The organism is Rhodococcus sp. P4_B6 (genome assembly GCF_056402215.1).
This window is the reverse complement of sequence record NZ_JBFUHV010000050.1, coordinates 1-23,933: the sequence shown is the minus strand read 5'-3', so window position 1 is coordinate 23,933 and position 23,933 is coordinate 1. Positions and strand designations below refer to the sequence as shown.

The window sequence follows — 23,933 nt, the reverse complement described above, 5'->3', positions numbered from 1 at the left end:
CCTCCTACCACTGAAATGGCTCGGGCTCTGGGGCCCTGGCTGGTCTCGGGCATGCGCCCCGGTGGCCGTGACGACCACCAGGCCCAACTTTAGTACTCAGACCGTGACGAGGGACGTGAGCGGGTACTTTCCGAGGCGCTCGCGGCCGCCCAGCGCGGCGATCTCCAGGACCACGGCGATGCCGATCACGCGGGCACCTGCGGATTCCACCAGCCGCGCCGTCGCGTCGAGGGTGCCGCCGGTGGCGAGGACGTCGTCGACGACGAGAACCGAACGCCCCTCCAGGCCGATCGATCCGTCCGGGATCTCCAGCGTGGCCGTTCCGTACTCGAGGGTGTACGACTGCGACAGCACGGGCGGCGGCAGTTTGCCCGACTTCCGCACGGCCACCACACCGGATCCCAGCTCCCGGGCCACGCCGCCGCCGAGGAGGAACCCCCGCGCGTCGACGGCGGCGATCACCTCCGCCGCCGGCGCGCACGCGGCCAGGGCGTCGACGACGACACGGAAACCGTCGGCGTCGGAGAAGACGGGCGTCAGATCGGCGAACCGCACGCCGGGTTGTGGGAAGTCGTCGGCCCACCGGGTGAGCCGGGTGACGGCGTCACGGGCCGCGGAATGATCGATCACCGGCGCAGAACCCACCTGTCCATGTTCCACCCGGCGCCCGAAACAGTCGGATTGACCGTTCCCGCCTGCAGACCCGACGCGAACGCGACGGTTCGCGGCTGGTCGAACAGCGGCACCGTCGGCACGTCCGACCACAGGATGTTCTCGACCTCCGTCGACAGCGACAGCTGGGTGGCGGTCGAGTCGTCGACGGCGAGCTGATCGACGATCCGGTCGACGCGACTGTTGCTGTAGTCGCCGAAGTTCGATCCGTTTCCACTGCGGAGGGCGTACATCGCGGTGGTGGCCGCGGCGGTGCCTGCCGCACCGGGGGCGGACGCCGTCCCCGCGAGCACCACGTCCACCTGCCCGCCGCGCAGCATCGACGGTGTGAACTCCGGCGAGGCGACGTCCTGCACGGTGATCCCGGCCGGGGCGCATGCMGCCGCGACCGCGGACACGATGTCGGCGCGCCGCGGGTTCGGGCCCAGGTATCCGATCCGGACGGTCGCCGACGTGTTGTCGGTGTCGGCGAGCGCGGCGGTGGCCGCCGCCGTGTCCGCCGTCTCGTACCGGCCGCCGACAGCGCCGGCCACCGACTGGTGGACGAGACTGTCGGGTGCGGTGACCCGCGTGCCGACCGGACCGCCGGAGCCGGCGCCGTCCGCGTCCGGTTCCGCGGCGAGCCCGAATTTCGCCGCCAGCTCGTCGCGGGGCAGGCAAGCCGCGAACGCCCGCCGTCCCGCCGCGTTCTCGAACAGCCCCGAGGTGGACAAGACGAACTGCTCGACGCTGCGGGAGGCCACCTCGGTCACCTCGAACCCGCCGAGGTCCAGATCCGGCGCCGATCCCGCGGCGACGTCGACGACCTCGACCGCACCGTCACCGATCCGCGCGCTGATGTCGGAAGACTTGGGCCACACCACGATCCGAGACGTGGCGGGACGGTTCCCCCACCAGCGGTCGTTGGCCACCAGCACCAGACCCTCGTCCGCGGAGAACGATTCGACCTTGTAGGGGCCGGATGCCGGGAACAGCGTGAGGTCGAGGTCGCCCGGTGTCATCGTCCATCCGGAGTTCCAGAAGTCCGCGACGCGCGTGAGGGCCGCGGTGTCCGAATTCTGCACGGCGGACACGATGTCGGGGACGCCGGTGGCAGTGGCGACGACGTGCGCCGGCATCATCGACGTCGCACCGAACAGCGACTTCCAGTCGGTGACGTTCCGTCCCGCCTTGAACGTGACGACGGCATCCTTCGCACCGGTCTGGCAGTCGATCCGGTCGATGTCCGTGTAGCCGGCGGTGCTCGCCGCATCGAACATCGGGACGGTCGCGCCCTGGTCGTTCCGGCGGGTGAAGCGGCCGCTGTTCGCCGCCCAGGTGAGCACCAGGTCGTCGCAGGACATCGGGACGCCGTCGGAGTAGACGGAGTTGGGGTTCAGCTTGTACTGGATGGTGAGGGCGTCCCCGGGCATCGCGTTGGCGGTGCCGATGTCCGTGTCGGCCACCGGTCCGCCTTCGGGCCCGGTGTAGTTGAACCCGGGCAGGACCCGCGCGAACGCCTGACGCGCCCCCGACACCGCACCCGCGACGCTGTTCGCGTTGTAGGTGGTGACGGTGTTGTCGATGGCGTAGCCGATCGACGGGATCTGCTCGCCCTCCTCGGCGCATCCGACGAGGGTGCCTGTGAGGAGCACGGCCGCGAGGAGACCGGCACCCGACACGGCCGCCGTCCGGCCGCGTCGGGTGGGCGCACCGCGCCGGGTGCTGTGCGATGCGGGCATGTCAGTGCCTCTTCTTGTTGCGCTTCCCGGTGGGACGTGAGCCCGGAGCAGGTGCGGTCGACGCGGTTCGGGAACGCGGCACGGCCGCCTCCGGGGTGGATGCGGTCGCCGGCGCGCCGGCCTTCTGCGCTCCGCCTTCGGCCAGGGTCGCCCGTCGGGCGAGGACCTTCCGCGTGTGCGCGGCCACCGGACCCCACCGCTCCTTCAGGGTGACCAGCAACGGTGTCGCGAAGAAGATCGACGAGTACGCACCGACGATGATGCCGACGAGCTGCACCAACGCCAGGTCCTTCAGCGTTCCGACACCGAGCATCCACACCGCGACCACCATCAGCGCGAGCACCGGCAGCACGCTGATCAGTGTGGTGTTGATGGAGCGCATCAACGTCTGGTTGACCGCGAGGTTCGCCTGCTCGGCGTACGTGCGTCGGGTCAGATGCAGAATTCCCCGGGTGTTCTCCTCGACCTTGTCGAACACCACCACCGAGTCGTAGAGCGAGAATCCGAGAATCGTCAACAGGCCGATGACGGTCGCCGGGGTCACCTCGAAGCCGACGAGCGAATACACACCGGCGGTGACGGCGATGTCGAAGAACAATGCGACGATCGCGGCGATCGCCATGTCGCGCTCGAACCGGACGGCGATGTACACGCTGACGATCACGAGGAACACAAGCAGCGCGATCAGCGCCTTCTGGGTGATCTGCCCGCCCCACGTCTCGCTGACGTCGGCGACGCTGATCACGTTCTCGTTGACGGTGCCGTCACTGTCCTTCGGCTGGAACTCGTCGTACAGCGCGTTCTGCAGCTTCACCACCTGGGCCGCGTCGAGCGCCTCCGAGCGGATCTGCACGGTCGCACTCGAACCCGAGCCGACGGTCTGCACCGAGACGGGGTCCATTCCCAGCGCGTCGGAGTAGACGTTCTCCACCTGTGTGGTGTCGACCCCGTCGCCCGCGGGGAACTGGATCCGCGATCCACCCTCGAAGTCGATACCGAGGGTGAATCCACGGACGAGGATGCTCAGCAGCGAGATCAGCACGATCGTGCCGGTCAGGATGTAGTAGAAGCGGCGGCGGCCGACCACCTCGAAGGCGCCGGTTCCGGTGTACAGCCGGGACAGCCAGCTGTGCCGGGGCATCGATGTCTGGTTGACGCCCGAATCGGACAGCGAAGACTCGGGGTCCGTCTGCGACGCAGACTTGGACGACGTGGTCGATTCGCTCATACTCGTGACTCCTTCGCCGACGCTGCGGCAGCCTTGCGTTCCTTGGCGATCTGCTGCACGGCACCCAGTCCGTTGACGCCCGGCCTCGACCAGAACGGCGACTTCGAGGCCAGGTGGACCAGCGGCCACGTCACCAGGAACACGACGACGACGTCGAGAATGGTGGTCAGGCCGAGGGTGAACGCGAACCCGCGCACCTGGCCGATCGCGAGGATGTACAGCACCGCGGCGGCGATGAAGCTGACCGCGTTACCGGACAGGATGGTCCGGCGCGCACGCGCCCAGCCGCGCGGAACCGCGGACCGGAAACTGCGTCCCTCTCTCATCTCGTCCTTGATTCTCTCGAAGAACACCACGAACGAGTCGGCCGTCATGCCGATGCCGATGATCAGACCGGCGATGCCGGCGAGGTCGAGGGTGAAGTTGATGTACCGGCCGAGCAGCACCATGATCGCGTAGACCATCACACCGGACAGGACCAGGGACAGCGCCGTGAGCACTCCGAGCATGCGGTAGTAGAGCAGGCAGTAGAGCAGCACCAGGACCAGACCCACCAGACCGGCGATGAGACCGGCCTGCAGCGAGGCGAGACCCAGGGTCGCGGACACCGTCTCGGCCTCCGACGCCGCGAACGACAGCGGCAGCGAACCGTACTTCAGGGTGTTCGCGAGTTCCTTCGCGCTGTCCGCGGTGAACGAACCGGTGATCGACGTCGAACTGCCTGCGGGTGTCGCGCCCTGGACGACCGGCGCGCTCACCACCTTGGAGTCGAGTGTGAACGCGGCCTGCTTGCCGATGTTCTGCGACGTGAACGTGGCCCAGGTGTTGCTGCCCTCGGACTTGAACGTCAGGCTCACCTCGTGCCGCGACTGCTGGGAGTTGTACCCGGACGTCGCGTCGGCGATCTCCTGGCCGTCGATGATCGCCGGTTCGAGCAGATACACGGCCTGACCGTCGGTGGAGCACGCAACCAGCGGCAGAGCCGGGTCGTCGTTGCCGCGCAACGGGTCGGGCACGCTGCAGTCGAGGGTCGCCATGGCCTGCTGCTGTACGGCGGGGTCGGTGCTCTGGCGCGTGGCCCGGGCGGCCGCGATCTCGTCAGCCGCCTCGGCGGTTTCGGTCCCGGACTCGTCGGTGGGCGCCGGTTCCACCGTGGGGGCGGGCGCGGGTGACGTGGACGGGTCCTGTGCCGGGAACGGCCGGTTCTGCGGCGCGGGAGTCTCGGTTCCGGCGGGCGCCTGGGCCGGCGTCTCACCGGCGGCGGGCGCCTGCGTGCCTGGAGCGGCCGCGGCCTGCGACGTCTGGACGGGGCGGACGTACAACCGCGCCGTCTGGCCGAGCGACCGGGCCTGGGCGCTGTCGTCGCCGGGGACGGTGATGACCAGGTTGTCGCCGTCGATGACCACCTCGGAGCCGGACACGCCGAGTCCGTTCACACGGGTCTCGATGATCTCCTGCGCCTGCCGCAGGCTGTCCGGCGTCGGCTTGCTGCCGTCCGGGGTGCGTGCGGTGAGGGTGACTCGGGTCCCACCTTGCAGGTCGATGCCCAGCTTGGGTGTCGCGGACTTGTCGCCGGTGAAGAACACCAGGGCATACAGAACCGCCACGAGCACCGCGAAAACGGTGAGGTAGCGGACGGGATGCACCGATCCTGTGGAAGGTGCCACGATCTCTATGTCTCCTCAGTACGTGCAGTTCGGGTGGGAACGCTCACAGCGCACGGGACCGGCGGACGCAGGGCTGTGCCCCGGTCACCGCGCCCGGGGCGCGACGCGACGGTTGCGTGGGTGCACCGCGGAAGCGCCGGTCAATCCTTGTTCAGCCGCGGCGTGGTGTCGCCGCCGTTCTCACGATCCTCGCGCACGATGTCGGTGGCGGGGGCCTCGGTGCTGATCGACTCGTGGTCGATGGCACCGTCACCCTGCAGCGGGGCGTCGACGATCTGCTCGCGGACGACGAGACGCGACCACGTGGTGACCACGCCGGGAGCGATCTCGAGGTCGATCGTGTCGTCGCCGAGCGCGACGACGGTGCCGTGCAGACCGGCGGTCGTGAGGATGCGGTCGCCCACCGAGAGCGAGTCCTGCAGAACAGTCACCTTGGCCGCCTCCTTCTTCTGCCGGCGGATCCCCAGGAACATCGGGACGAGCAGCGCCAGAATCAGGAGCGGGAAGAGAAAATCCATCTGTAAGTCAACCTCGAGGTATGTCGCACGGTCCGAAGCACTGGTCCCGGTTGGACCGATGCAATACACCAGTGTGCCATCACCGGCCCGGACACCGGTTCGGTCGGCACGAGGCGGGCGTTTCTCCGGGAGTCGATCAGGGGTCTTCCGGATCGAACAGGGAGGCCTGCGGTTCGTTGACGCGGACCTCGATTCCGCCGGTCACGGCGTCCGGCGGCGGGGTCAGGCCCAGTTGTATCCACGCGGCCGCGGTGGCGACACGGCCGCGGGGTGTGCGCGCGATCATTCCGGCGCGGACGAGGAACGGCTCACACACCTCCTCGACGGTGGCGGGCTCCTCACCCACCGCGACCGCCAGGGTGGACACCCCGACCGGGCCGCCGCCGAAGCTGCGCACCAGGGCGCTGAGGACGGAACGGTCGAGGCGGTCGAGTCCCAGCTGGTCGACGTCGTACACGGCGAGGGCGGCGTGCGCGATCTCGCGGGTGACGACGCCGTCCGCGCGGACCTCGGCGTAGTCGCGGACGCGGCGGAGCAGGCGGTTCGCGATGCGGGGTGTGCCCCGGGACCGGCTCGCGATCTCGGCGCCGGCCTCCTCGCCGAGTTGCACCCCGAGGATGCCCGCCGATCGCATGAGGATCTGCTGCAGCTCCGCCGGTTCGTAGAAGTCCATGTGGGCGGTGAACCCGAACCGGTCGCGCAGCGGCCCGGTGAGCGCCCCCGAGCGGGTGGTGGCCCCGACCAGGGTGAACGGCGCGACCTCCAGGGGTATGGAGGTGGCGCCGGGACCCTTGCCGACCACGACGTCGACCCGGAAGTCCTCCATCGCGAGGTAGAGCATCTCCTCCGCCGGACGGGCGATGCGGTGGATCTCGTCGATGAACAGCACGTCGCCCTCGACGAGATTGCTCAGCATGGCGGCCAGGTCGCCGGCGCGCTCGAGCGCCGGACCCGACGTCAGTCTCAGCGAGGAACCCAGTTCGGCGGCGATGATCATCGCCATGCTGGTCTTTCCCAGCCCGGGAGGTCCGGAGAGCAGGATGTGGTCGGGGGTGCCGCCGCGCATCTTGGCGCCGGTCAGGACGAGTTGCAACTGCTCCCGGACCCGCGGCTGCCCGATGAAATCGTGCAGGTTCTTCGGCCGCAGGCTGGCCTCGATGTCGCCGTCGCCGGCGACGAGATCGGCCGAAACCGGGGACTCGTCGTCGTAGTCGCCGCCGGGTTCCGGATTCATCTGGTCTTCCCGAGCAGGGACAGGGCGGAGCGCAGCGCGGACGAGGTGGTCGACTCGGGGGCCTCGGCGAGGACGGAGTCGGTGGCCTGTTCGGCCTGCTTGGCCGGGAAGCCGAGCCCGACGAGCGCCTCGACGATCTGATCGCGGATCGATCCGCCGCCGCCCGCGCCGAGCGGCACCGCCCCGGACGTGGACGCGACCGCGTCGACCTTGTCGCGCAGTTCGACGACCATCCGCTCGGCCCCGCGCTTGCCGATGCCGGGCACCCGGGTGAGTGCCGTGACGTTGCCCTCGGCGAGCGCGGCCCGCAACGCCTCGGGTTCGAGGACGGCGAGTGTCGCCATCGCCAGGCGTGGACCGACACCCGACACCGTCTGGAGCAGCCCGAACAACTCCTTGGACTCAGAGTCGGGGAACCCGTACAGCGTCATCGAGTCCTCGCGGACGATCATCGCCGTGACCAACCGGGCCTCGGTTCCCCGCTGCAGCCCGCCGAGGGTGGCCGGGGTCGCGTTCACGCGATATCCCACTCCCGCGGATTCGATCACCGCATGGTCGAGGGCGATCTCGAGCACCTCGCCGCGGACGGACGCGATCATCGTGTACCTGCCTTCTTCACTTCGGCCAGCCGGGCCTGGTAGCGACGTTTCTGTTCGGCGGCCGCGGCCTCGGCGCGGGCCATGCGTTCGATCATCGGCGCCCGCCAGCAATGGCAGATCGCCAGGGCCAGCGCGTCCGCGGCGTCGGCCGGTTTGGGCGCGGCCGCCAGCTTGAGGATGCGTGTCACCATCGCCGTCACCTGAGCTTTGTCGGCCGATCCGCTTCCGGTGACGGCCGCCTTGACCTCACTGGGGGTATGGAAACACACGCCGATGCCGCGGCGCGCGGCGGCGAGGGCGACGACGCCGCCCGCCTGCGCGGTACCCATCGCGGTGCGCACGTTGTGCTGGGAGAACACCCGCTCGATCGCCACGACCTCCGGCCGGTGCAGATCGATCCACGATTCGGCGGCCTCCGAGATCCGCAGCAGTCGTGACGACAATTCGAGGTCTGCCGGGGTTCGGACCACGCCGACGGCCACCGGGGTGACGGTGCGGCCGTTGCCGCCGTCCACCACTCCGAATCCGCACCGGGTCAGACCGGGATCCACACCCAGCACACGCACGCAAAGCCACCTCTCCCACGCCGAACAGCTGTTCGATAGCTTAGCCGTGGCGTCGGACGTGTCGGCGCACCAACACGCAGGAAGGCGCGGGGCGGGCGAGCACCGCTCCCCCGCCCCGCGCCGTGCGCCCGTGCGATCAGTCGTCGAGTTCGGCGAGCACCTCGTCGGAGAGGTCGACGTTGGTGTAGACGTTCTGCACGTCGTCGGACTCCTCGAGTGCGTCGACGAGCTTGAACACCTTGCGGGCCCCGTCCGCGTCGACCGGGACCTCGACGGATGCGCGGAAGTCGGCCTCGGCGGAGTCGTAGTCGATGCCCGCCTCCTGCAGAGCGCTGCGCACGGCCACGAGGTCGGTGGGCTCGCTCACGATCTCGAACGTCTCGCCCAGGTCGGTGACCTCTTCGGCGCCCGCGTCGAGGACCGCCATGAGCACGTCGTCCTCGGTCTGGTCGCCCTTCTCCAGGGTGACGACGCCCTTGCGGGCGAACAGGTAGGACACCGAACCCGGGTCGGCCATGTTTCCGCCGTTGCGGGTCATCGCGGTCCGCACCTCGCCGGCCGCACGGTTGCGGTTGTCGGTCAGACACTCGATGAGGACGGCGACGCCGTTGGGTCCGTAGCCCTCGTACATGATGGTCTGCCAGTCGGCGCCGCCCGCTTCTTCACCGGCGCCGCGCTTGCGGGCGCGCTCGATGTTGTCGTTGGGGACCGACGTCTTCTTGGCCTTCTGGATAGCGTCGTACAGGGTGGGGTTTCCCGCAGGGTCGCCACCGCCGGTACGGGCCGCCACCTCGATGTTCTTGATCAGCTTCGCGAAGGCTTTGCCACGCTTGGCATCGATCACAGCCTTCTTGTGCTTGGTGGTGGCCCATTTGGAGTGGCCGCTCATGCGATTCAAGCCCCTTTCCTGCTGCTTTTGGCACGCCGACTGCGCGGTTTCAGCTTTGACGATGTTACCCGCAGCCCGGCCACCCCTGCGCTATCCCGGGGTAACAACTCGCAAAAGTCACCATTGTTTGCATAGAATGCAAACATGTTGATGCGAGTCGACCACAGCTCCGGCACCCCACTGGGCGAACAGATCGCCGCCAATGTGCGCGGCGCGTTCCTGCGCGGCGAGATCGACGCGGGCGACCGGCTGCCCTCCGCCCGGGCACTGGCCGAGTCCATCGACGTCAACCTCCACACGGTGCTGCGCGCCTACGCCACCCTCCGCGACGAGGGGCTGATCGACCTCCGCCGGGGCCGGGGCGCGGTCGTCCGCGCCGACACAGACCCGATTCGTACCGGATTGACCGAAGCCGCACGCACTTTCGTCGCCGAGGCACGGCGCCTCGGACTCGACACCGAACAGATGCTCGACGTGATCAAGGAGACCACCGAACAATGACGACCTCCCGCACGCGCCTCCTCACCGCGACCTCGGCGGTACCCCTCCTCGCCCTCGTGATCGCGAGACTCGCGTGGGGCGGCGATCTGCCGCCGGTGGTGGCCAGCCACTGGTCCGGCACCCGACCCGACGGTTTCAGCGACACGACCACCTACTTCTGGATCGCCCTCGCCGTCTGCGCGATCGCCGCGGGCACCGCCGGCGTCGCCGCGGCCCGGATCCGCACCGACGCCGCGCTCTGGCTCCCCGCCACCGTGTTCACCGGGTGGACGGTGGCCACGACGTGGATCGTCAGCGTCGCCGCCACCGTCCGTGCGGGCTCGCCCGACGCGGCGACGCTGGGCTGGTGGATCGTGATCCCCCTGCTGGGAATCCTGTGGGCGGTCGCCACGTTCGTCCTGCTCCCCCGGCCGTCGCACGCCACGGAGAACGGCCCCGCGCCGACACTGCCCGTCCCCCTGGCGCCCGGCGAACGCGCGTCCTGGACCGGATACGCGCGCGGGCGCTGGGCGGGCGTGCTCGCTCTCGCCATGGCCGTCGCCGCGCTCGTGTCCGCGCTGGTGGGCGCACTCTGGCTCGCGGCGCTGTTCCTCGTCCTGGTGGTCGCCGGCGGCGCCTTCGCTTCCGTGACCGTGCAGGTCGACCGCACCGGGCTGAGCCTCGCGTCGTGGAACGTGCGCTGGCGGCACATCCCACTCGACGCGGTCGACGAGGCGCAGGTGACCGAGATCCGCCCCGCGGACTGGGGCGGCTGGGGATACCGCTTCTCACCGCGCGGAACCGCGGTGGTGATCCGCGGCGGCGAGGGCATCGTAGTGACCCGCGCCGGCGGCCGCCCGTTCGCCGTCACCGTCGACGGCGCCGCTCAGGGTGCGGCGCTCCTCAACTCGCTCGCCGCACCCCGTCCGGCGGGTTAGGGCGTGTCTCCCGATCCCTCTCGGGAGCGCCGAAACGGGGATCGGGGAAGATGCCCTAGACCCCGCGGACGATGTCGACGAACAACTCGTGCACTCGCCGATCCCCCGTGACCTCCGGGTGGAACGACGTCGCCACCACGGAACCCTGCCGCACGGCCACGATGCGTCCGGCGGCCGCGCCACCCGACTCGGGCACCCGGGCGAGGACCTGGACGTCGTCGCCGACGCGCTCCACCCACGGGGCCCGGATGAACACGGCCCGCATCGGGTCGCCGACGATGCCCTCGAATTCGAGGTCGGACTCGAAGGAATCGACCTGACGGCCGAATGCGTTGCGGCGCACGGTCATGTCGATGGCGCCGAGGTGCTGGGCGTCGGGTCGGGTGTCGAGGATCTCGCTCGCGAGGAGGATCATCCCGGCGCACGACCCGTAGGCGGGCAACCCGTCGCGCAGGCGGGCCTTCAGCGGCTCGAGCAGTTCGAAGATCTGCAGCAGCTTGCTCATCGTCGTCGACTCACCGCCCGGGATCACCAGGCCGTCGATCTTCTCGAGCTCCTCCGGGCGACGGATGCCCACGGCGTCGGCGCCCGAATCATTCAGTGCAGCAAGGTGTTCACGGACGTCGCCCTGCAGGGCGAGCACTCCGACGAGGGGACGGGTCATGCCATGTTTCCTGTCTCGATGTCGCGCTGGTCCTGATCGCGCTGGATGCGGGTCAACCCCTCCTGCACCACGGCGGCGACCATGGTGCCGTTCCGGTCGAACATGCGGCCCTGGGTGAGGGCGCGGCCGAAGCCGGCGGAGGGTGAGGTCTGGTCGTAGAGCAGCCACTCGTCGGCGCGGAACGGGCGCAGGAACCACATGGCGTGGTCGAGCGACGCGGTCTGGGTGACCACTCCGGGGTGCGGGACCTTCGACGCGCCGAGGAGCGTCATGTCACTGAGGTAGGCGAGGGTGCAGATGTGGAAGACCCGATCGTCGGGCAGTGTGTTGCGGTAACGCATCCACACGCGTTGCTGCGCGGCGATTCCGGGAGTCTTCCTGGTGCAGTCGGCCGGAACGATACGGACGTCCCATTCCTTCCACTCCCGGTAGAGATCGGTGGCGGCCATCTCCTCGACGGTCTGTGCGTCGACGAGCTCTTCGGGCTCGGGGACCGACGGCATCGTGTCCTGGTGCTCGATGCCCTCGTCCTGCGAGTGGAACGAGGCCGACATGGTGAAGATCGCCTTGCCGTCCTGGATGCCCGTGACGCGCCGGGTGCAGAAGGACCGGCCGTCCCGGATCCGGTCGACCAGGTACACGGTGGGTTCCGCCGGATTTCCGGGGCGCAGAAAGTACCCGTGCAGGGAGTGCACCTCGAATATCTCGTCGACGGTGCGGACGGCGGAGACGAGCGACTGACCGGCGACCTGCCCGCCGAACGTCCTCTTCAGCACGGACGGATGAACCGACCCGCGGAAGATGTCCTTCTCCAGCGCTTCGAGTTCGAGAATGTCCTCGATGCTCGCCATCCGCCCTCCTTCTGTGCCTGGTCAAGGTTATCCGCCCGGTTCGGGCTCGAGGCACCATGGGTGCCATGACGATGTTCACACCGACGAGCCCGGACGGTCTCGTCGCACTCGTCACCGAGCGTTGTCTCGCGGTGGACGGCACCGCCGTCGTCGCGATCGATGCCCCCGACGCCGCGCAGCCGCTCCCCCTCTCGGACGCGATCTGCGCGTCGCTGCGCGAACAGGGCCGGCCCTGCGACGTCGTGTCCGTCCACGACTACGTCCGGCCCGCCTCCCTGCGGTTCGAGCACGGACGCGACGACGAACTCAGCTACCGCACGCTCTGGTTCGACTACGACGCACTGAACCGGGAGGTGGTGCGGTCGGTCCGCGCCGACCGCCGGTGGTTGCCGCGGCTGTGGGACGAGGCCGAGGATCGCTCCGCCCGCTGCGCCCGCGTGCCCGCCGCCGACGGGCAGGTGCTTCTCGTGACAGGCCCGATGCTGCTCGGCCGGGACCTCGACTTCGACGTCACCGTGCAACTCCACCTGAGTGAAGGGGCCCTGCGGCGCCGTACTCCGGACGATCAACGATGGACCGTGCCCGCACTGCTGCGCCGCGCCGCCGACGTCACCGACGAACCCGACCTGCTGGTGCGGTACGACCATCCGCCGAAACCCGCGGTCCGAGCAGGCCGCTGAGCCGCTCACGTCGTGCGCAGGAACCGGGTCAGCCCTTCCTGCACCACGGCGGCGACCAGGTTCCCCTTCCGGTCGAAGATCCGTCCCTGCGCGAGAGCCCGGCCGAAGCCGGCGGCGGGCGACGTCTGGTCGTACAGCAGCCATTCGTCGGCCCGGAACGGGCGCAGGAACCACAGCGCGTGATCGAGTGAGGCACTGTCGATCTCGACACCGGGATGCGGGGTCATCGCGGAACCGATGAGCGTCATGTCGCTCATGTACGCCAGCGCGCAGACATGGAAGACGGGGTCGTCGGGCAGCGTCCTGCGGGACCGGAACCACGCCTGCTGCTGCGCGGCCGCACCGCGGATGCGGTCGACCTCGCCGTGTCCGACGATCCGGATGTCCCAGTCGGACCACTCCCGGGCCAGCCAGGCGATCTCCGGGTCGTCGGATTCGCCGGCGAACGGCAGATTGTCGGGCGGCTGGACCACGGGCATCTCGTCCTGGTGCTCGATGCCCACGTCGTCGACCTGGAAGGACGCCGACATCGTGAAGATGGCCTGGCCGTCCTGAACGGCGCTGACCCGCCGGGTGACGAACGAGCGGCCGTCCCGGATGCGGTCCACGAGGTACACGATCGGCATCGTGGGATTGCCGGGGCGGAGGAAGTAGCCGTGCAGCGAATGCACCGCGAAGCGGGGGTCGACGGTGCGGACCGCCGCCACCAGCGCCTGACCGGCCACCTGCCCGCCGAAGGTGCGGGGAAGCATGGTCTCGGTCGCTATGCCCCGGAAGATGTTCTCCTCGAGGCGTTCCACTTCCAGGATCTCTTCGATCGTCGCCATCCACGGCCCCTTCCGATGCTCGTCCGCTGACACTCTCCCACGGTCCCGGGCACCGGGCCGCACCGCACGGGCCCCGGTGGGGGCCTCGTGCGGTGCGAGCGGAGGAACAGCGCCGGGAGCGCCGACGCTCGATCAGTGATCGAGCGGGGGGATCACCAGCCGCGCTCGGCGAGCCGGTGCGGGACGGGGATGTCGTCGACGTTGATGCCGACCATCGCCTCGCCCAGCCCGCGGGACACCTTCGCGAGGACGTCCGGGTCGTCGAAGAACGTGGTCGCCTTGACGATCGCCGCGGCGCGCTCGGCCGGGTTGCCSGACTTGAAGATGCCGGAACCGACGAACACACCCTCCGCGCCGAGCTGCATCATCATCGCCGCGTCCGCCGGGGTGGCGATGCCGCCGGCGGTGAACATGGTGACCGGCAGCTTACCGGCCTTGGCGACCTCGACGACCAGGTCGTACGGGGCCTGCAGCTCCTTGGCCGCCACGTACAGCTCGTCCTCGCTCAGCGACGTCAGCCTGCGGATCTCCCCGCCGATGGTGCGCATGTGGGTGGTCGCGTTGGACACGTCCCCGGTGCCGGCCTCACCCTTCGAGCGGATCATCGCCGCACCCTCGGTGATCCGGCGCAGCGCCTCACCAAGGTTCGTGGCACCACAGACGAACGGAACGGTGAACTTCCACTTGTCGATGTGGTTGGCGTAATCGGCGGGCGTCAGGACCTCGGACTCGTCGATGTAGTCGACACCGAGCGACTGCAGGATCTGCGCCTCGACGAAGTGCCCGATCCGGGCCTTGGCCATCACCGGGATCGACACGGCGGAGATGATGCCATCGATCATGTCCGGGTCGCTCATCCGGGACACGCCGCCCTGGGCGCGGATGTCCGCGGGCACCCGCTCGAGTGCCATCACCGCAACGGCACCGGCGTCCTCGGCGATCTTCGCCTGGTCGGGGGTGACGACGTCCATGATGACCCCGCCCTTCAACATCTCGGCCATGCCACGCTTGACGCGCGCCGTACCGGTGGTGGGGGTGGTGTCGGGGGTGCTCACAGCGAACTCCTGAGGTGTGGCGTGGATTGATTGCGATAGCGGCATGCGTGAGCGACGACGTTCACGCTGCAGTACTTGATTCTAGGACGAACGCCAGTCCACTTCCGTAGCCAGTCCGCGATTGCTGGCTTTCTCCGGATCTGCGGGCGGCTCAGGTGATCGCGCGCACCTCGGGGTCGTCGGCGGCAACAGCGACCGCTTCGGCCTCGTCGAGGAGATCCGCGAGGTCGTGCGGGTACACGGCTTCGCCCGCCGCCGCCAGTTCCCGTACCGTGTCCGCGGTGCACCACCGGTGACCGGTGATGGTGCGGCTCTCGAGTTCGGTGAAGCCGCCGTGATGCGGCTCGAACCCGTCGGTGCGCAACGCGAAGAACAGCTCCTCGGACCGGATGAGCTGCCCGTTCCAGGAGAAGATCGCCACCCGACGCCACATCGGTCCGCGCAGCGACTCGGGCGACGCGGTGTGCCCGGTCTCCTCGGCGATCTCCCGGACGGCGGCCGCCCGCAGGTTCTCGCCCTTCTCGACGGCGCCGCCGATCGTGAACCAGTAGTAGATGTCGGGGACGGTGGGGTCGTGTCCACGCAGCAGCAGCACCCGGCCCTCACCGTCGAGCAGCACCACCCGGGCGGAGGTGCGGACCGAGTCGAGGGACAGTCCCTCGGTGACCGCGGCGGCGGACGAACGTTCGGTGATCTCGAAGTACGTCGGCAGCGGGGCCGTGCCCCCGAGGTGCAGCCATCGGACGGGCCGCCGGGTGCGTAGGGCGAGCGTGTCGCGGACGGCGTCGTTGTGGAATCGGCGGGCGATCAGCACCCGCGCCTCGGCGTCGGCGAGTTCCGCCACCAACTGGGGGCGCAGGGTGTCCGGGTCGAGCGACGAGAGTGCGCTGGACAACGCGTTCTCGGCGATCTCCCGGTCGGCCCGGTCCGCTCGTTCGGCCCTGGCCGCCAGCGCGGCCAGCGACCTGCCCTCGGGTGGGTCCATCGCCGCGGCCGCCGCACGGACGACCACCGCCCGGCGGGCGAGGGCAGCGTCGAGGGCCTGCCAGGACAGGTCGGAGCGGACGTGCAGGCGGTCGAGGCGGTTGGCCGTGCCGTACGCCCACAGGCCGATCGCGAGGACGACGGCCGCGACCAGCGCGAGAACCAGGATCGTGAGGGCGGAGAGCGTCACGAGCCGACCTCCCGCACGCCGTCGCGGCCGACGGTGACCGTCTCGTAGACACGCAGGATCTGCTCGGCCACCACCGGCCAGTCGTATTCGGTGACCACCGTGCGGCCGACGTCGGTGAGCGCGGCGCTGCGCTCGGGGTCGCCGAGCACCGAGTCGATCCCGGCGGCGAGCGCCGCCGCATCCCCCACCGGCACCAGCACGCCCGCCTGCCCGTCCCGCAGGACCCGGCGGAATGCGTCCAGTTCGCTCGCCACGACGGCGGCCCCGGCGGCCATCGCCTCCACCAGCACGATGCCGAAGCTCTCACCGCCGAGGTTGGGGGCGCAGTACACGTCGGCGCTCCGCAGCGCCGACGCCTTCTCGGCGTCGTCGACCTGGCCGAGCAGACGTAGATGCCCGAACACCGGGCCCGCCTCGCGGCGCAACTTGTCCTCGTCGCCGCGGCCGACCACCAGCACCTCGAGATCGGGATACTTCTCCACCAGCGCGGGCAGCGCCTTCAGGAGCACGGCCATGCCCTTGCGGGGCTCGTCGTAGCGGCCGAGGAAGAGGATGGTCTTGCCGGGGCGCGGATAGCCGGGCAGCGGTTCGGCGTGCGCGAACGCCGGGACGTCGACGCCGTTGGGGATTTCGACGGCGTCGGAGCCGAGCGATTCCACCTGCCAGCGCCGCGCGAGTTCCGATACCGCGATGCGCCCGCTGATCTTCTCCAGGTACGGCTGGAGCACACCCTGAAACGTGCTCAGCACCAACGACTTCGTGGTCGAGGTGTGGAACGTCGCCACGATGGGCCCCTCCGCCACCCGCATGGCGAGCATCGACAGGCTCGGCGCGTTGGGCTCGTGGATGTGCAGGACGTCGAAGTCGTTGTCCGAGATCCAGCGCCGGACCCGGGCACTCGCGGCGGGGCCGAAACTCAGCCGGGCCACCGAACCGTTGTAGGGAATCGCGAGGGCGCGTCCCGCCGACACGACGAAACCGGGCAGGTCGACGTCGTCGGACGCCGGCGCCAGGACGCTCACCTTGTGCCCGCGCTCGATCAGGACCTCCGCGAGGTCGACGACGTGGGCCTGCACTCCGCCCGGGACGTCGAACGAGTACGGGCAGACCATGCCGATCTTCACGAGTTCTCCATACGGGAGAGCCTCGCCTGCGACAGGTCGGACAGCCACAGCGGCTGAAGCATGTGCCAGTCCTCGGGATGTGCGGCGATGTTGGCCTCGAACCGGTCCGCCAGGACCTGGGTCGCCGCGGCCACGCCCGCGGTCGTGTCGATCGGCGGGTCGATGCGGAAACCCCACCCGCTGTCGGTGAACCAGCAGTGCACCGGCAGCAGCGGCGCACCGGTGTCGATCGCCAGCTTGGCGGGACCGGCGGGCATGCGGGTCGGTTCCCCGAAGAACGTCACCGGGACCCCCTTCTTCGCCAGGTCGCGTTCACCGAGGAGACACACGATGCCGTTGTCCCGCAGCCGCTCCGACAGTTCCACGAACGGGGGGTGCTCACCGCCGCTGAGCGGGAAGATCTCGAAGCCGAGGCCTTCGCGGTAGTCGACGAACCGCTGGTACAGCGATTCGGGTTTCAGCCGTTCGGCGACCGTGGACAGGCCACCCCAGTGCTGGGCGCACCACACACCGGCCATGTCCCAGTTGCCGCTGTGCGGAAGTGCGAGAATCGCGCCCCGGCCGGCTTCCTTCGCGGCGTCGAGGTGCTTCTGTCCCTCGATCAGCTCGTCGAGGGCGGCGCCGGTCTTCACCAGGTCCATCGACGGCAGCCGGAACGCCTCCCGCCAGTACCGTGCGTAGGACCGCATCGACGCCCGCATCAGCGCATCGGGCACCTCGGCGGGGGTCACCCCCAGCACCCGGGCGAGGTTGCGGCGCAACTGGTCCGGGCCGCCGTTCCGGACGGCGAAGTCGGCTCCCCTGTCGAACAGGGTGACCGCGGCCTTCTCGGGCAGGGCACGCACCAGCCGCCAGCCTGCCGCGTACCCCAGGTCGCTGAGGCGTTCGGACACGCCGCTCACTGCGCGGTCGCCTGTCCGTCTTCCGGCGTCGGATCTGCGGGCGGCAGGGGCAGCACGTCCCGCGCCCCCGGCGACCGGCGGACCGCCAGAACCCGCTGGAACACGGTGATCACGCTGCCCGCCGACAGCAACCACATCGCGACGTGCACGGCCCACGGCACTCCGAGCCCGGTGACGCCGGCGCCGACGAGCACGATGATCAGCCGATCGGGCCGTTCGATGAGGCCGCCGTCGGCGGACAGTCCGCTCGCCTCGGCGCGCGCCTTGGCGTACGAGATCACCTGCGACGTGACGAGGCACAGCAGCGTCGCGATCAGCAGCGGCTTGCTGTTCTCGTGGTAGACGGCCCACCAGGCGAGGCCGGCGAAGATCGCGCCGTCGGCTACCCGGTCGCAGGTGGCGTCGAGCACGGCGCCGTACCTGGTCCCGCCGCCCCGCGCGCGTGCCATCGCGCCGTCCAGCATGTCGAACATCACGAACAGCCAGATGAACATCGCTCCCCAGAACAGATGTCCGCTGGGAAACAGTGTGACCGCACCCGCCACGGTCGCGACGGTGCCGATGACGGTGACGGAATCGGGGGTGAGCCCGGTCTTGACCAGGGCCTTCCCCAGCGGCGCCGTCACCTTGGACACCGATGCCCGCCCGAAGAAGCTCAGCACCTCTCCACCCCGTTCTTCACTTCCCGACAGGAACCCCGAACGCGTGAGTCAGCGACTCGCGCGTCATTCATCTATCGCGTCATTCATTCCAGGCCTTCGCCAGCAGCCCCCGGGTCTCGCGCAGCAATTGCGGCATGACCTTGACCCCGGCGAGGACCGTGATGAAGTTCGCGTCTCCGCCCCAGCGCGGAACGATGTGCTGATGCAGGTGCTCGGCGAGCGAACCACCCGCCGCCGCACCGAGATTGAGGCCGACGTTGAAACCGTCCGGCCGCGACACCCGCTTGATCACGCGCAGCGCCTGCTGTGTGAACGACATCAGCTCGGCGCTTTCCTCTTCCGTCAGGTCCTCGAGCGCCGCGACCTTGCGGTAGGGCACCACCATCAGGTGCCCCGGGTTGTACGGGTACAGGTTGAGCACCGCGTACACGTGCTCCCCGCGGGCGACGATCAGCCCGTCCTCGTCGTCCATCTTCGGGATGTCGATGAACGGCTCGTTCGGGGTGTCCCGCGACTTCGGCGTCTCGGCGATGTACGACATGCGGTGCGGCGACCAGATCCGCTGAAGGTGATCGGGCTCGCCGGGGCCGCGGTCGACCAGGCGGCCGGGGCCGCCGAGCATCTCGTCGGCCGTCAGGTCGTCACCTCCGGTCATGTGCGTCACCCTTCCTGACCGGATTGCAGCAGTTCCGCGGTCGGCGAGGCGTTCTCGCGGCGGCCGATCCACTCGGTGACGATGCGCACGGCGTCGTCCACGGACACCCCGTTGACCTGGGTGCCGTCGCGGAATCGGAAGCTTACGGCGCCGGCTTCGACGTCGCGCGCACCCGCCAGCAGCATGAACGGCACCTTCTGCGCCGTGTGGTTGAAGATCTTCTTCTGCATGCGGTCGTCGCTCGCGTCGACCTCGGCGCGGACACCGGCGGCCTTCAGCCGCTTCACCACGTCGAAGAGGTGATCGGCGAACGTCTCGGCCACCGGGATGCCGACCACCTGGACGGGCGCCAGCCAGGCGGGGAACGCACCCGCGTAGTGCTCGGTGAGCACACCGAAGAACCGTTCGATGGAGCCGAACAGGGCCCGGTGGATCATCACCGGCCGCTGCTTGGTGCCGTCGTTGGCGGTGTATTCGAGGTCGAACCGCTCGGGCAGGTTGAAGTCGAGCTGAATGGTCGACATCTGCCAGGTGCGCCCCAGGGCGTCCTGCACCTGCACCGAGATCTTCGGGCCGTAGAACGCGGCGCCACCCGGATCGGGAACGAGGTTCAGCCCCGACGACTCCGCGACCTCGGCCAGCGTCGCTGTCGCTTCCTCCCACACGGCGTCGTCGCCGACGAACTTGTCCGGGTTCTTGGTGGACAGCTCGAGGTAGAAGTCGTCCAGTCCGTAGTCCTTCAGCAGGCCGAGGACGAACTGCAGGGTGGTCGCCAGTTCGTCGCGCATCTGCTCGCGGGTGCAGTAGATGTGCGCGTCGTCCTGCGTCATGCCCCGCACGCGGGTCAGTCCGTGGACGACACCCGACTTCTCGTACCGGTACACCGAACCGAACTCGAAGAGCCGCAACGGCAGTTCGCGGTACGACCGTCCGCGGGACCGGAAGATGAGGTTGTGCATCGGGCAGTTCATCGGCTTGAGGTAGTAGTCCTGGCCCGGCTTGCGCACGGTGCCGTCCTCGTTCAGTTCCTCGTCGATGTGCATCGCGGGGAACATGCCGTCGCGGTACCAGTCCAGGTGACCCGACACCTCGTAGAGGTGGCCCTTGGTGATGTGGGGGGTGTTGACGAACTCGTACCCCTCCTCGACGTGGCGCTTGCGGGAGTAGTCCTCCATCTCGGTGCGGATGATCCCGCCCCGGGGATGGAACACGGGCAGTCCCGAGCCGAGCTCGTCGGGGAAGCTGAACAGGTCGAGTTCCGACCCCAGTTTGCGGTGGTCGCGGCGCTCGGCCTCGGCGAGCAGTTCCAGGTGCTGCTCCTGCGCCTCCGCCGACTCCCACGCGGTGCCGTAGATGCGCTGGAGGTCGGCGTTGTCCTGGTTGCCGCGCCAGTACGCCGCCGAGCTGCGGGTGAGCTTGAACGCGGGGATGTGCTTGGTGGTGGGAATGTGCGGGCCGCGGCACAGGTCACCCCACACCTTCTCGCCGGTCCGCGGGTCCAGGTTGTCGTAGATGGTGAGCTCGTTGCCGCCCACCTCCATGATCTCCGGATCGTCGATTCCCGACTTGTCGTCGATGAGTTCGAGCTTGAAGGGCTCGTTCGCCAGTTCGGCGCGGGCCTCCTCCAGCGAATCGACGACGCGGCGCGAGAACCGCTGTGATCCCTTGACGATCTTCTTCATCCGCTTCTCGAGGTTCGCGAGGTCCTCGGGAGTGAAGGGGCGTTCGACGGCGAAGTCGTAGTAGAAGCCGTCCTTGATCGGCGGGCCGATGCCGAGTTTGGCCTCGGGGAATTCCTGCTGGACAGCCTGCGCGAGCACGTGCGCCGCCGAGTGGCGGATGACGCTGCGGCCGTCGTCGGTGTTCGCCGCGACCGGTTCGACCTCGACGTCGGCGTCGGGCACCCAGGACAGGTCCTTGAGCTGGCCCTCGGCGTCACGGACCACGACGACGACGTCCGGGCCCTTGCTCGGGTAGCCGGCCTCCCGAACCGCTGTACCGGCCGTCGTCCCCGCGGGCACCCGGACGAGGGTGGCTGGGGCGGCGGATGCGGGGGTGCTCACGGCGATGTTCTCCTAGGTGAGGTGTGCGGTGCAGACATGGTGAATGTGCCAGCCCATGTTATCGGCCCAGCACTGACACCCAATCATGCGTCCGGCTAGAGCGGGCTCTCCAGCCACGGGTAGTCGAGGCCGATCCACGTCCCGACGAGCCCGAACGTCCCGAGCAACCACAGCGTGGCGAGGACGACGGCACACGTCAGCAACGCGCCCGCCCCCTTGACCACCAGCGACTGCCGCGAGAACCAGTCCATGAACTTGTCGTAGCGCTGCCGCGCGTAGTGCAGCAACCGGTGCGCCCACGCGAACTCGGACGCGAGGATGCCGAGCCCCGCGAATACGATCAGCCAGCCGGGGCCGGGGTACGGGATCGCGACGATCCCGGCGGCGAGCACGAGAACGCCGATCACCCCCACCACGATGCGGTACGCCAGGTTGAGGCTCGGGCGCGCGGCGACGTGTGCCCGCCACCGGCGCCAGCGGCTCTCCGCTTCCTGGAACGGGGACAGATCCGAGTCGTCCACATCCCCGTTCTCGGGCGCGGGTCCCGGTCGAGCTTCTCTGCTGGTCACCAGTCCACCCTACCGACCGCGACCTGCGGTCACCCCTTCACACAGACGACCTGCCGCAGGTGTGCCACGACCTCGACGAGATCGGCCTGCGCTTCGATCACCTGCTCGATGTCCTTGTAGGCGCCGGGGATCTCGTCGATCACGCCGGCGTCCTTGCGCGACTCGACGCCGGACGTCTGCCGCACCAGGTCGTCGACGGTGAACCTCTTCTTCGCCTTGGTGCGGCTCATCGTCCGTCCCGCCCCGTGCGACGCCGAATTGAACGACAACTCGGAGCCCAGGCCCCGCACCACGTAGGAACCGGTGCCCATCGACCCGGGGATGAGTCCGAGATCACCCCGGCCCGCCCGGATCGCGCCCTTACGCGTGACGAGCATCGGCTCGCCGTCGACGATCTCCTCCGACACATAGTTGTGGTGACAGGAGATCGGCTCGTCGAAGCGCACCGTCCTGCCGGGCAGGGACTGCCGGAAGGCCTGCATCACCAACGTGAGCATGACGGCACGGTTCCGGGCCGCGTATTCCTGCGCCCACGTCAGGTCGTGGCGGTACGCGTCCATCTCCTTGCTGCCTGCGAGGAACACCGCGAGATCGCGATCGACCAGCCGCTGGTTGTGCGGCAGGGCCCGCGCCACCGCGATGTGCCGCTCCGCCAGCTCCTTACCGATGTTGCGTGACCCGGAGTGCAGCATCAGCCAGACCTCGTCGGCGTCCGACAGGCACACCTCGATGAAGTGGTTGCCGCCGCCGAGGGTGCCGATCTGCTTCATCGCCCGCGACTCCCGGGACTGCACGCCGGAATGCAGGTCGCCGAACTCCTGCCAGAAGCGGTGCCACCCCTTCTTCACTCCCCCGGCATCCGTACCCAGCGCGCCGACGTTCACCGAGTGCTCGTGCATGGCGAAACCGACGGGCACCGCCCGCTCGATGTGCGACCTCATCGACCGCAGGCTGTCGGGCAGGTCGCCCGCGGTCACATCGGTCCGGACCGCCGTCATTCCGCAGCCGATGTCGACGCCGACCGCCGCGGGGGCGACCGCCGCCCGCATCGCGATGACGGAACCGACCGTCGCGCCCTTGCCCACGTGGACGTCGGGCATGACGCGGACCCCGTGCACCCACGGCAGGTCCGCCATGTTCCGCAGCTGCTGCAACGCCGCCTGCTCGATGGTCTGCTCCTCCGCCCACATCAATGTCGGCGCGGTGGTGCCTTCCAGCCTCACGGGGAACATGGGACTTCAATCCTTCGGTAGCGGATCACCCGGGAAATTTCGGCCGGCTCAGTTCATTGTCCGTCGCGCCGGAGAGTGGCAACAACCGATTTTCCGAGTGCGCACACGAAAAAGAAGAGGCCGTTTCCGATTTCGGAAACGACCTCTTCTCTCGGTGGTCCCGGCTGGGATCGAACCAGCGACCTTCCCGGTGTGAACGGGACGCTCTTCCACTGAGCCACGGGACCGAGGCGCGCCAGACACTCGCGCTCGAACGAGTTGGAACATTAACAGACCCGGCGGCCGAACGAAAATCACCCCGATGGGATTCGTGTGGGATTCGTGCCGGACCCCGCATACGGCGCGCCCGCGACCCGGTCCCGTTCACACGCAGTTCACCGTCTGATGCCTTGACCTGCAGATTTGTAACTATCGCGGATGGTCGGCTAATGTTCTCAACCGCACCACGGAGAACATTCTCCGCGAGTTACACGGTGCATGCGGACGTGGCGCAGCTGGTAGCGCACAACCTTGCCAAGGTTGGGGTCGCGGGTTCGAATCCCGTCGTCCGCTCGAGAGGTTGGACTCAACCTTTACGGTGGAGTGGCCGAGTGGTGAGGCAACGGCCTGCAAAGCCGTGCACACGGGTTCGATTCCCGTCTCCACCTCGCGCGATTAGCTCAGCGGGAGAGCGCTTCCCTGACACGGAAGAGGTCACTGGTTCAATCCCAGTATCGCGCACCGAGATAGATGCTAGATGCTCGACTGTTAGATGTTTGACTTGCTCGACAGTGACGGCCCCGCAAGGGGCCTTCACGAATGCGGACGTGGCGCAGCTGGTAGCGCACAACCTTGCCAAGGTTGGGGTCGCGGGTTCGAATCCCGTCGTCCGCTCTCTTTTTTCCGTCCCGCGCGATTAGCTCAGCGGGAGAGCGCTTCCCTGACACGGAAGAGGTCACTGGTTCAATCCCAGTATCGCGCACC

Annotated in this window: 24 protein-coding genes and 6 tRNA genes; 8 read left to right on the top strand and 22 right to left on the bottom strand. The window is 68.9% G+C overall.

All coding sequences use genetic code 11. From position 1 onward, the window contains the following. Window positions 1-96 precede the first annotated feature (96 nt). The 9 genes from AC1DWT_RS23270 to AC1DWT_RS23230 form a co-directional block, all read right to left on the bottom strand. Window positions 97-630 carry an adenine phosphoribosyltransferase gene (locus AC1DWT_RS23270; protein ID WP_072942453.1) on the bottom strand — a complete coding sequence of 178 codons (534 nt, stop codon included), beginning with the start codon at window positions 628-630 and terminating at the stop codon, window positions 97-99. Further along, window positions 627-2,393 carry an ABC transporter substrate-binding protein gene (locus tag AC1DWT_RS23265; RefSeq protein WP_477922382.1) on the bottom strand — a complete coding sequence of 589 codons (1,767 nt, stop codon included), beginning with the start codon at window positions 2,391-2,393 and terminating at the stop codon, window positions 627-629. The genes AC1DWT_RS23270 and AC1DWT_RS23265 overlap by 4 nt, the downstream gene beginning before the upstream one ends. 1 nt (window position 2,394) lies before the next feature. After that, a complete protein-coding gene (gene secF, locus AC1DWT_RS23260; RefSeq protein WP_072942236.1) occupies window positions 2,395-3,621 on the bottom strand; it encodes a protein translocase subunit SecF in 1,227 nt (408 codons plus the stop codon). After that, window positions 3,618-5,288: a protein translocase subunit SecD gene (gene secD, locus AC1DWT_RS23255; protein WP_206015400.1), complete on the bottom strand. Its 1,671-nt coding sequence runs from the start codon at window positions 5,286-5,288 to the stop codon at window positions 3,618-3,620. The genes secF and secD overlap by 4 nt, the downstream gene beginning before the upstream one ends. A 140-nt stretch (window positions 5,289-5,428) precedes the next feature. Beyond that, the gene (yajC, locus tag AC1DWT_RS23250; RefSeq protein ID WP_095860657.1) at window positions 5,429-5,806 is read right to left on the bottom strand and encodes a preprotein translocase subunit YajC; all 378 of its coding nucleotides are present in this window, start codon (window positions 5,804-5,806) and stop codon (window positions 5,429-5,431) included. A gap of 136 nt (window positions 5,807-5,942) precedes the next feature. Then, complete coding sequence (ruvB, locus tag AC1DWT_RS23245) at window positions 5,943-7,040, bottom strand: Holliday junction branch migration DNA helicase RuvB (protein ID WP_072942242.1); 1,098 nt, start codon at window positions 7,038-7,040, stop codon at window positions 5,943-5,945. After that, window positions 7,037-7,639, bottom strand: coding sequence for a Holliday junction branch migration protein RuvA (gene ruvA, locus AC1DWT_RS23240; RefSeq protein WP_072942244.1), 603 nt, complete (start codon window positions 7,637-7,639; stop codon window positions 7,037-7,039). Before ruvA ends, ruvB begins: the two co-directional genes overlap by 4 nt. Further along, window positions 7,636-8,205 carry a crossover junction endodeoxyribonuclease RuvC gene (gene ruvC, locus AC1DWT_RS23235; RefSeq protein WP_072942246.1) on the bottom strand — a complete coding sequence of 190 codons (570 nt, stop codon included), beginning with the start codon at window positions 8,203-8,205 and terminating at the stop codon, window positions 7,636-7,638. The genes ruvA and ruvC overlap by 4 nt, the downstream gene beginning before the upstream one ends. A 136-nt stretch (window positions 8,206-8,341) precedes the next feature. Next, a complete protein-coding gene (locus AC1DWT_RS23230; RefSeq protein WP_072942248.1) occupies window positions 8,342-9,094 on the bottom strand; it encodes a YebC/PmpR family DNA-binding transcriptional regulator in 753 nt (250 codons plus the stop codon). 144 nt (window positions 9,095-9,238) lie between these two features. Here AC1DWT_RS23230 and AC1DWT_RS23225 point away from each other — a divergent pair, with 144 nt between their 5' ends. Both AC1DWT_RS23225 and AC1DWT_RS23220 read left to right on the top strand, forming a co-directional pair. Further along, a complete protein-coding gene (locus tag AC1DWT_RS23225) occupies window positions 9,239-9,595 on the top strand; it encodes a GntR family transcriptional regulator (protein WP_206015399.1) in 357 nt (118 codons plus the stop codon). Next, window positions 9,592-10,512 carry a hypothetical protein gene (locus tag AC1DWT_RS23220; protein WP_206015398.1) on the top strand — a complete coding sequence of 307 codons (921 nt, stop codon included), beginning with the start codon at window positions 9,592-9,594 and terminating at the stop codon, window positions 10,510-10,512. Before AC1DWT_RS23225 ends, AC1DWT_RS23220 begins: the two co-directional genes overlap by 4 nt. 55 nt (window positions 10,513-10,567) lie before the next feature. Here AC1DWT_RS23220 and pdxT read toward each other — a convergent pair whose 3' ends face one another. Together pdxT and AC1DWT_RS23210 are read right to left on the bottom strand one after the other, a co-directional pair. Continuing rightward, window positions 10,568-11,176 carry a pyridoxal 5'-phosphate synthase glutaminase subunit PdxT gene (gene pdxT, locus AC1DWT_RS23215; RefSeq protein WP_087555886.1) on the bottom strand — a complete coding sequence of 203 codons (609 nt, stop codon included), beginning with the start codon at window positions 11,174-11,176 and terminating at the stop codon, window positions 10,568-10,570. Continuing rightward, window positions 11,173-12,027, bottom strand: coding sequence for an acyl-CoA thioesterase (locus AC1DWT_RS23210; protein ID WP_206015397.1), 855 nt, complete (start codon window positions 12,025-12,027; stop codon window positions 11,173-11,175). The genes pdxT and AC1DWT_RS23210 overlap by 4 nt, the downstream gene beginning before the upstream one ends. 56 nt (window positions 12,028-12,083) lie before the next feature. On the opposite strand from AC1DWT_RS23210, the gene AC1DWT_RS23205 reads away from it, so the two are divergent. After that, window positions 12,084-12,707 (top strand): nucleoside/nucleotide kinase family protein, encoded by a 624-nt coding sequence (locus AC1DWT_RS23205; protein WP_095860660.1) that lies wholly within the window; start codon window positions 12,084-12,086, stop codon window positions 12,705-12,707. A gap of 5 nt (window positions 12,708-12,712) precedes the next feature. Here the strand turns inward: AC1DWT_RS23205 and AC1DWT_RS23200 are convergent, their stop codons facing one another. From AC1DWT_RS23200 to AC1DWT_RS23150, 11 genes are all read right to left on the bottom strand, one after another. After that, window positions 12,713-13,534: an acyl-CoA thioesterase gene (locus AC1DWT_RS23200; RefSeq protein WP_206015396.1), complete on the bottom strand. Its 822-nt coding sequence runs from the start codon at window positions 13,532-13,534 to the stop codon at window positions 12,713-12,715. A gap of 152 nt (window positions 13,535-13,686) precedes the next feature. Beyond that, entirely contained in the window at window positions 13,687-14,589 is a 903-nt protein-coding gene (pdxS, locus tag AC1DWT_RS23195; RefSeq protein ID WP_015890540.1) for a pyridoxal 5'-phosphate synthase lyase subunit PdxS, read from the bottom strand. Window positions 14,590-14,740: 151 nt separating this feature from the next. Continuing rightward, window positions 14,741-15,763 (bottom strand): NUDIX hydrolase, encoded by a 1,023-nt coding sequence (locus AC1DWT_RS23190; RefSeq protein WP_206015395.1) that lies wholly within the window; start codon window positions 15,761-15,763, stop codon window positions 14,741-14,743. Then, window positions 15,760-16,887 carry a glycosyltransferase family 4 protein gene (locus AC1DWT_RS23185; protein WP_095860662.1) on the bottom strand — a complete coding sequence of 376 codons (1,128 nt, stop codon included), beginning with the start codon at window positions 16,885-16,887 and terminating at the stop codon, window positions 15,760-15,762. Before AC1DWT_RS23185 ends, AC1DWT_RS23190 begins: the two co-directional genes overlap by 4 nt. Continuing rightward, window positions 16,884-17,789, bottom strand: a complete 906-nt coding sequence (locus AC1DWT_RS23180; protein WP_072942266.1) for a phosphatidylinositol mannoside acyltransferase — start codon at window positions 17,787-17,789, stop codon at window positions 16,884-16,886. Before AC1DWT_RS23180 ends, AC1DWT_RS23185 begins: the two co-directional genes overlap by 4 nt. Beyond that, complete coding sequence (gene pgsA, locus AC1DWT_RS23175; protein ID WP_072942268.1) at window positions 17,786-18,451, bottom strand: phosphatidylinositol phosphate synthase; 666 nt, start codon at window positions 18,449-18,451, stop codon at window positions 17,786-17,788. The genes AC1DWT_RS23180 and pgsA overlap by 4 nt, the downstream gene beginning before the upstream one ends. A 79-nt stretch (window positions 18,452-18,530) precedes the next feature. Then, the gene (locus AC1DWT_RS23170) at window positions 18,531-19,106 is read right to left on the bottom strand and encodes an ATP adenylyltransferase (RefSeq protein ID WP_072942269.1); all 576 of its coding nucleotides are present in this window, start codon (window positions 19,104-19,106) and stop codon (window positions 18,531-18,533) included. A 5-nt stretch (window positions 19,107-19,111) separates the two neighbouring features. Then, on the bottom strand, window positions 19,112-21,169 hold the full coding sequence (gene thrS / locus AC1DWT_RS23165; RefSeq protein ID WP_072942271.1) for a threonine--tRNA ligase: 2,058 nt from the start codon (window positions 21,167-21,169) through the stop codon (window positions 19,112-19,114). 95 nt (window positions 21,170-21,264) lie between these two features. Next, window positions 21,265-21,690 carry a TIGR02611 family protein gene (locus tag AC1DWT_RS23160; protein ID WP_072942273.1) on the bottom strand — a complete coding sequence of 142 codons (426 nt, stop codon included), beginning with the start codon at window positions 21,688-21,690 and terminating at the stop codon, window positions 21,265-21,267. 77 nt (window positions 21,691-21,767) lie between these two features. Then, entirely contained in the window at window positions 21,768-22,970 is a 1,203-nt protein-coding gene (locus AC1DWT_RS23155; RefSeq protein ID WP_072942275.1) for an RtcB family protein, read from the bottom strand. Window positions 22,971-23,125: 155 nt separating this feature from the next. Beyond that, window positions 23,126-23,197: transfer RNA gene (locus AC1DWT_RS23150), tRNA-Val, on the bottom strand. Between the two features lie 252 nt (window positions 23,198-23,449). Between AC1DWT_RS23150 and AC1DWT_RS23145 the strand changes: the two genes are divergently transcribed. The 5 genes from AC1DWT_RS23145 (at window position 23,450) to AC1DWT_RS23125 (ending at window position 23,931) form a co-directional block, all read left to right on the top strand. Beyond that, window positions 23,450-23,522 (top strand) — tRNA-Gly (locus AC1DWT_RS23145). A gap of 24 nt (window positions 23,523-23,546) precedes the next feature. Next, window positions 23,547-23,617: transfer RNA gene (locus tag AC1DWT_RS23140), tRNA-Cys, on the top strand. A gap of 1 nt (window position 23,618) precedes the next feature. After that, window positions 23,619-23,690: transfer RNA gene (locus AC1DWT_RS23135), tRNA-Val, on the top strand. An 80-nt stretch (window positions 23,691-23,770) separates the two neighbouring features. After that, window positions 23,771-23,843, top strand: a tRNA-Gly gene (locus tag AC1DWT_RS23130). A 16-nt stretch (window positions 23,844-23,859) separates the two neighbouring features. Beyond that, a tRNA-Val gene (locus tag AC1DWT_RS23125) sits at window positions 23,860-23,931 on the top strand. The last annotated feature ends 2 nt before the right edge of the window (window positions 23,932-23,933 follow it).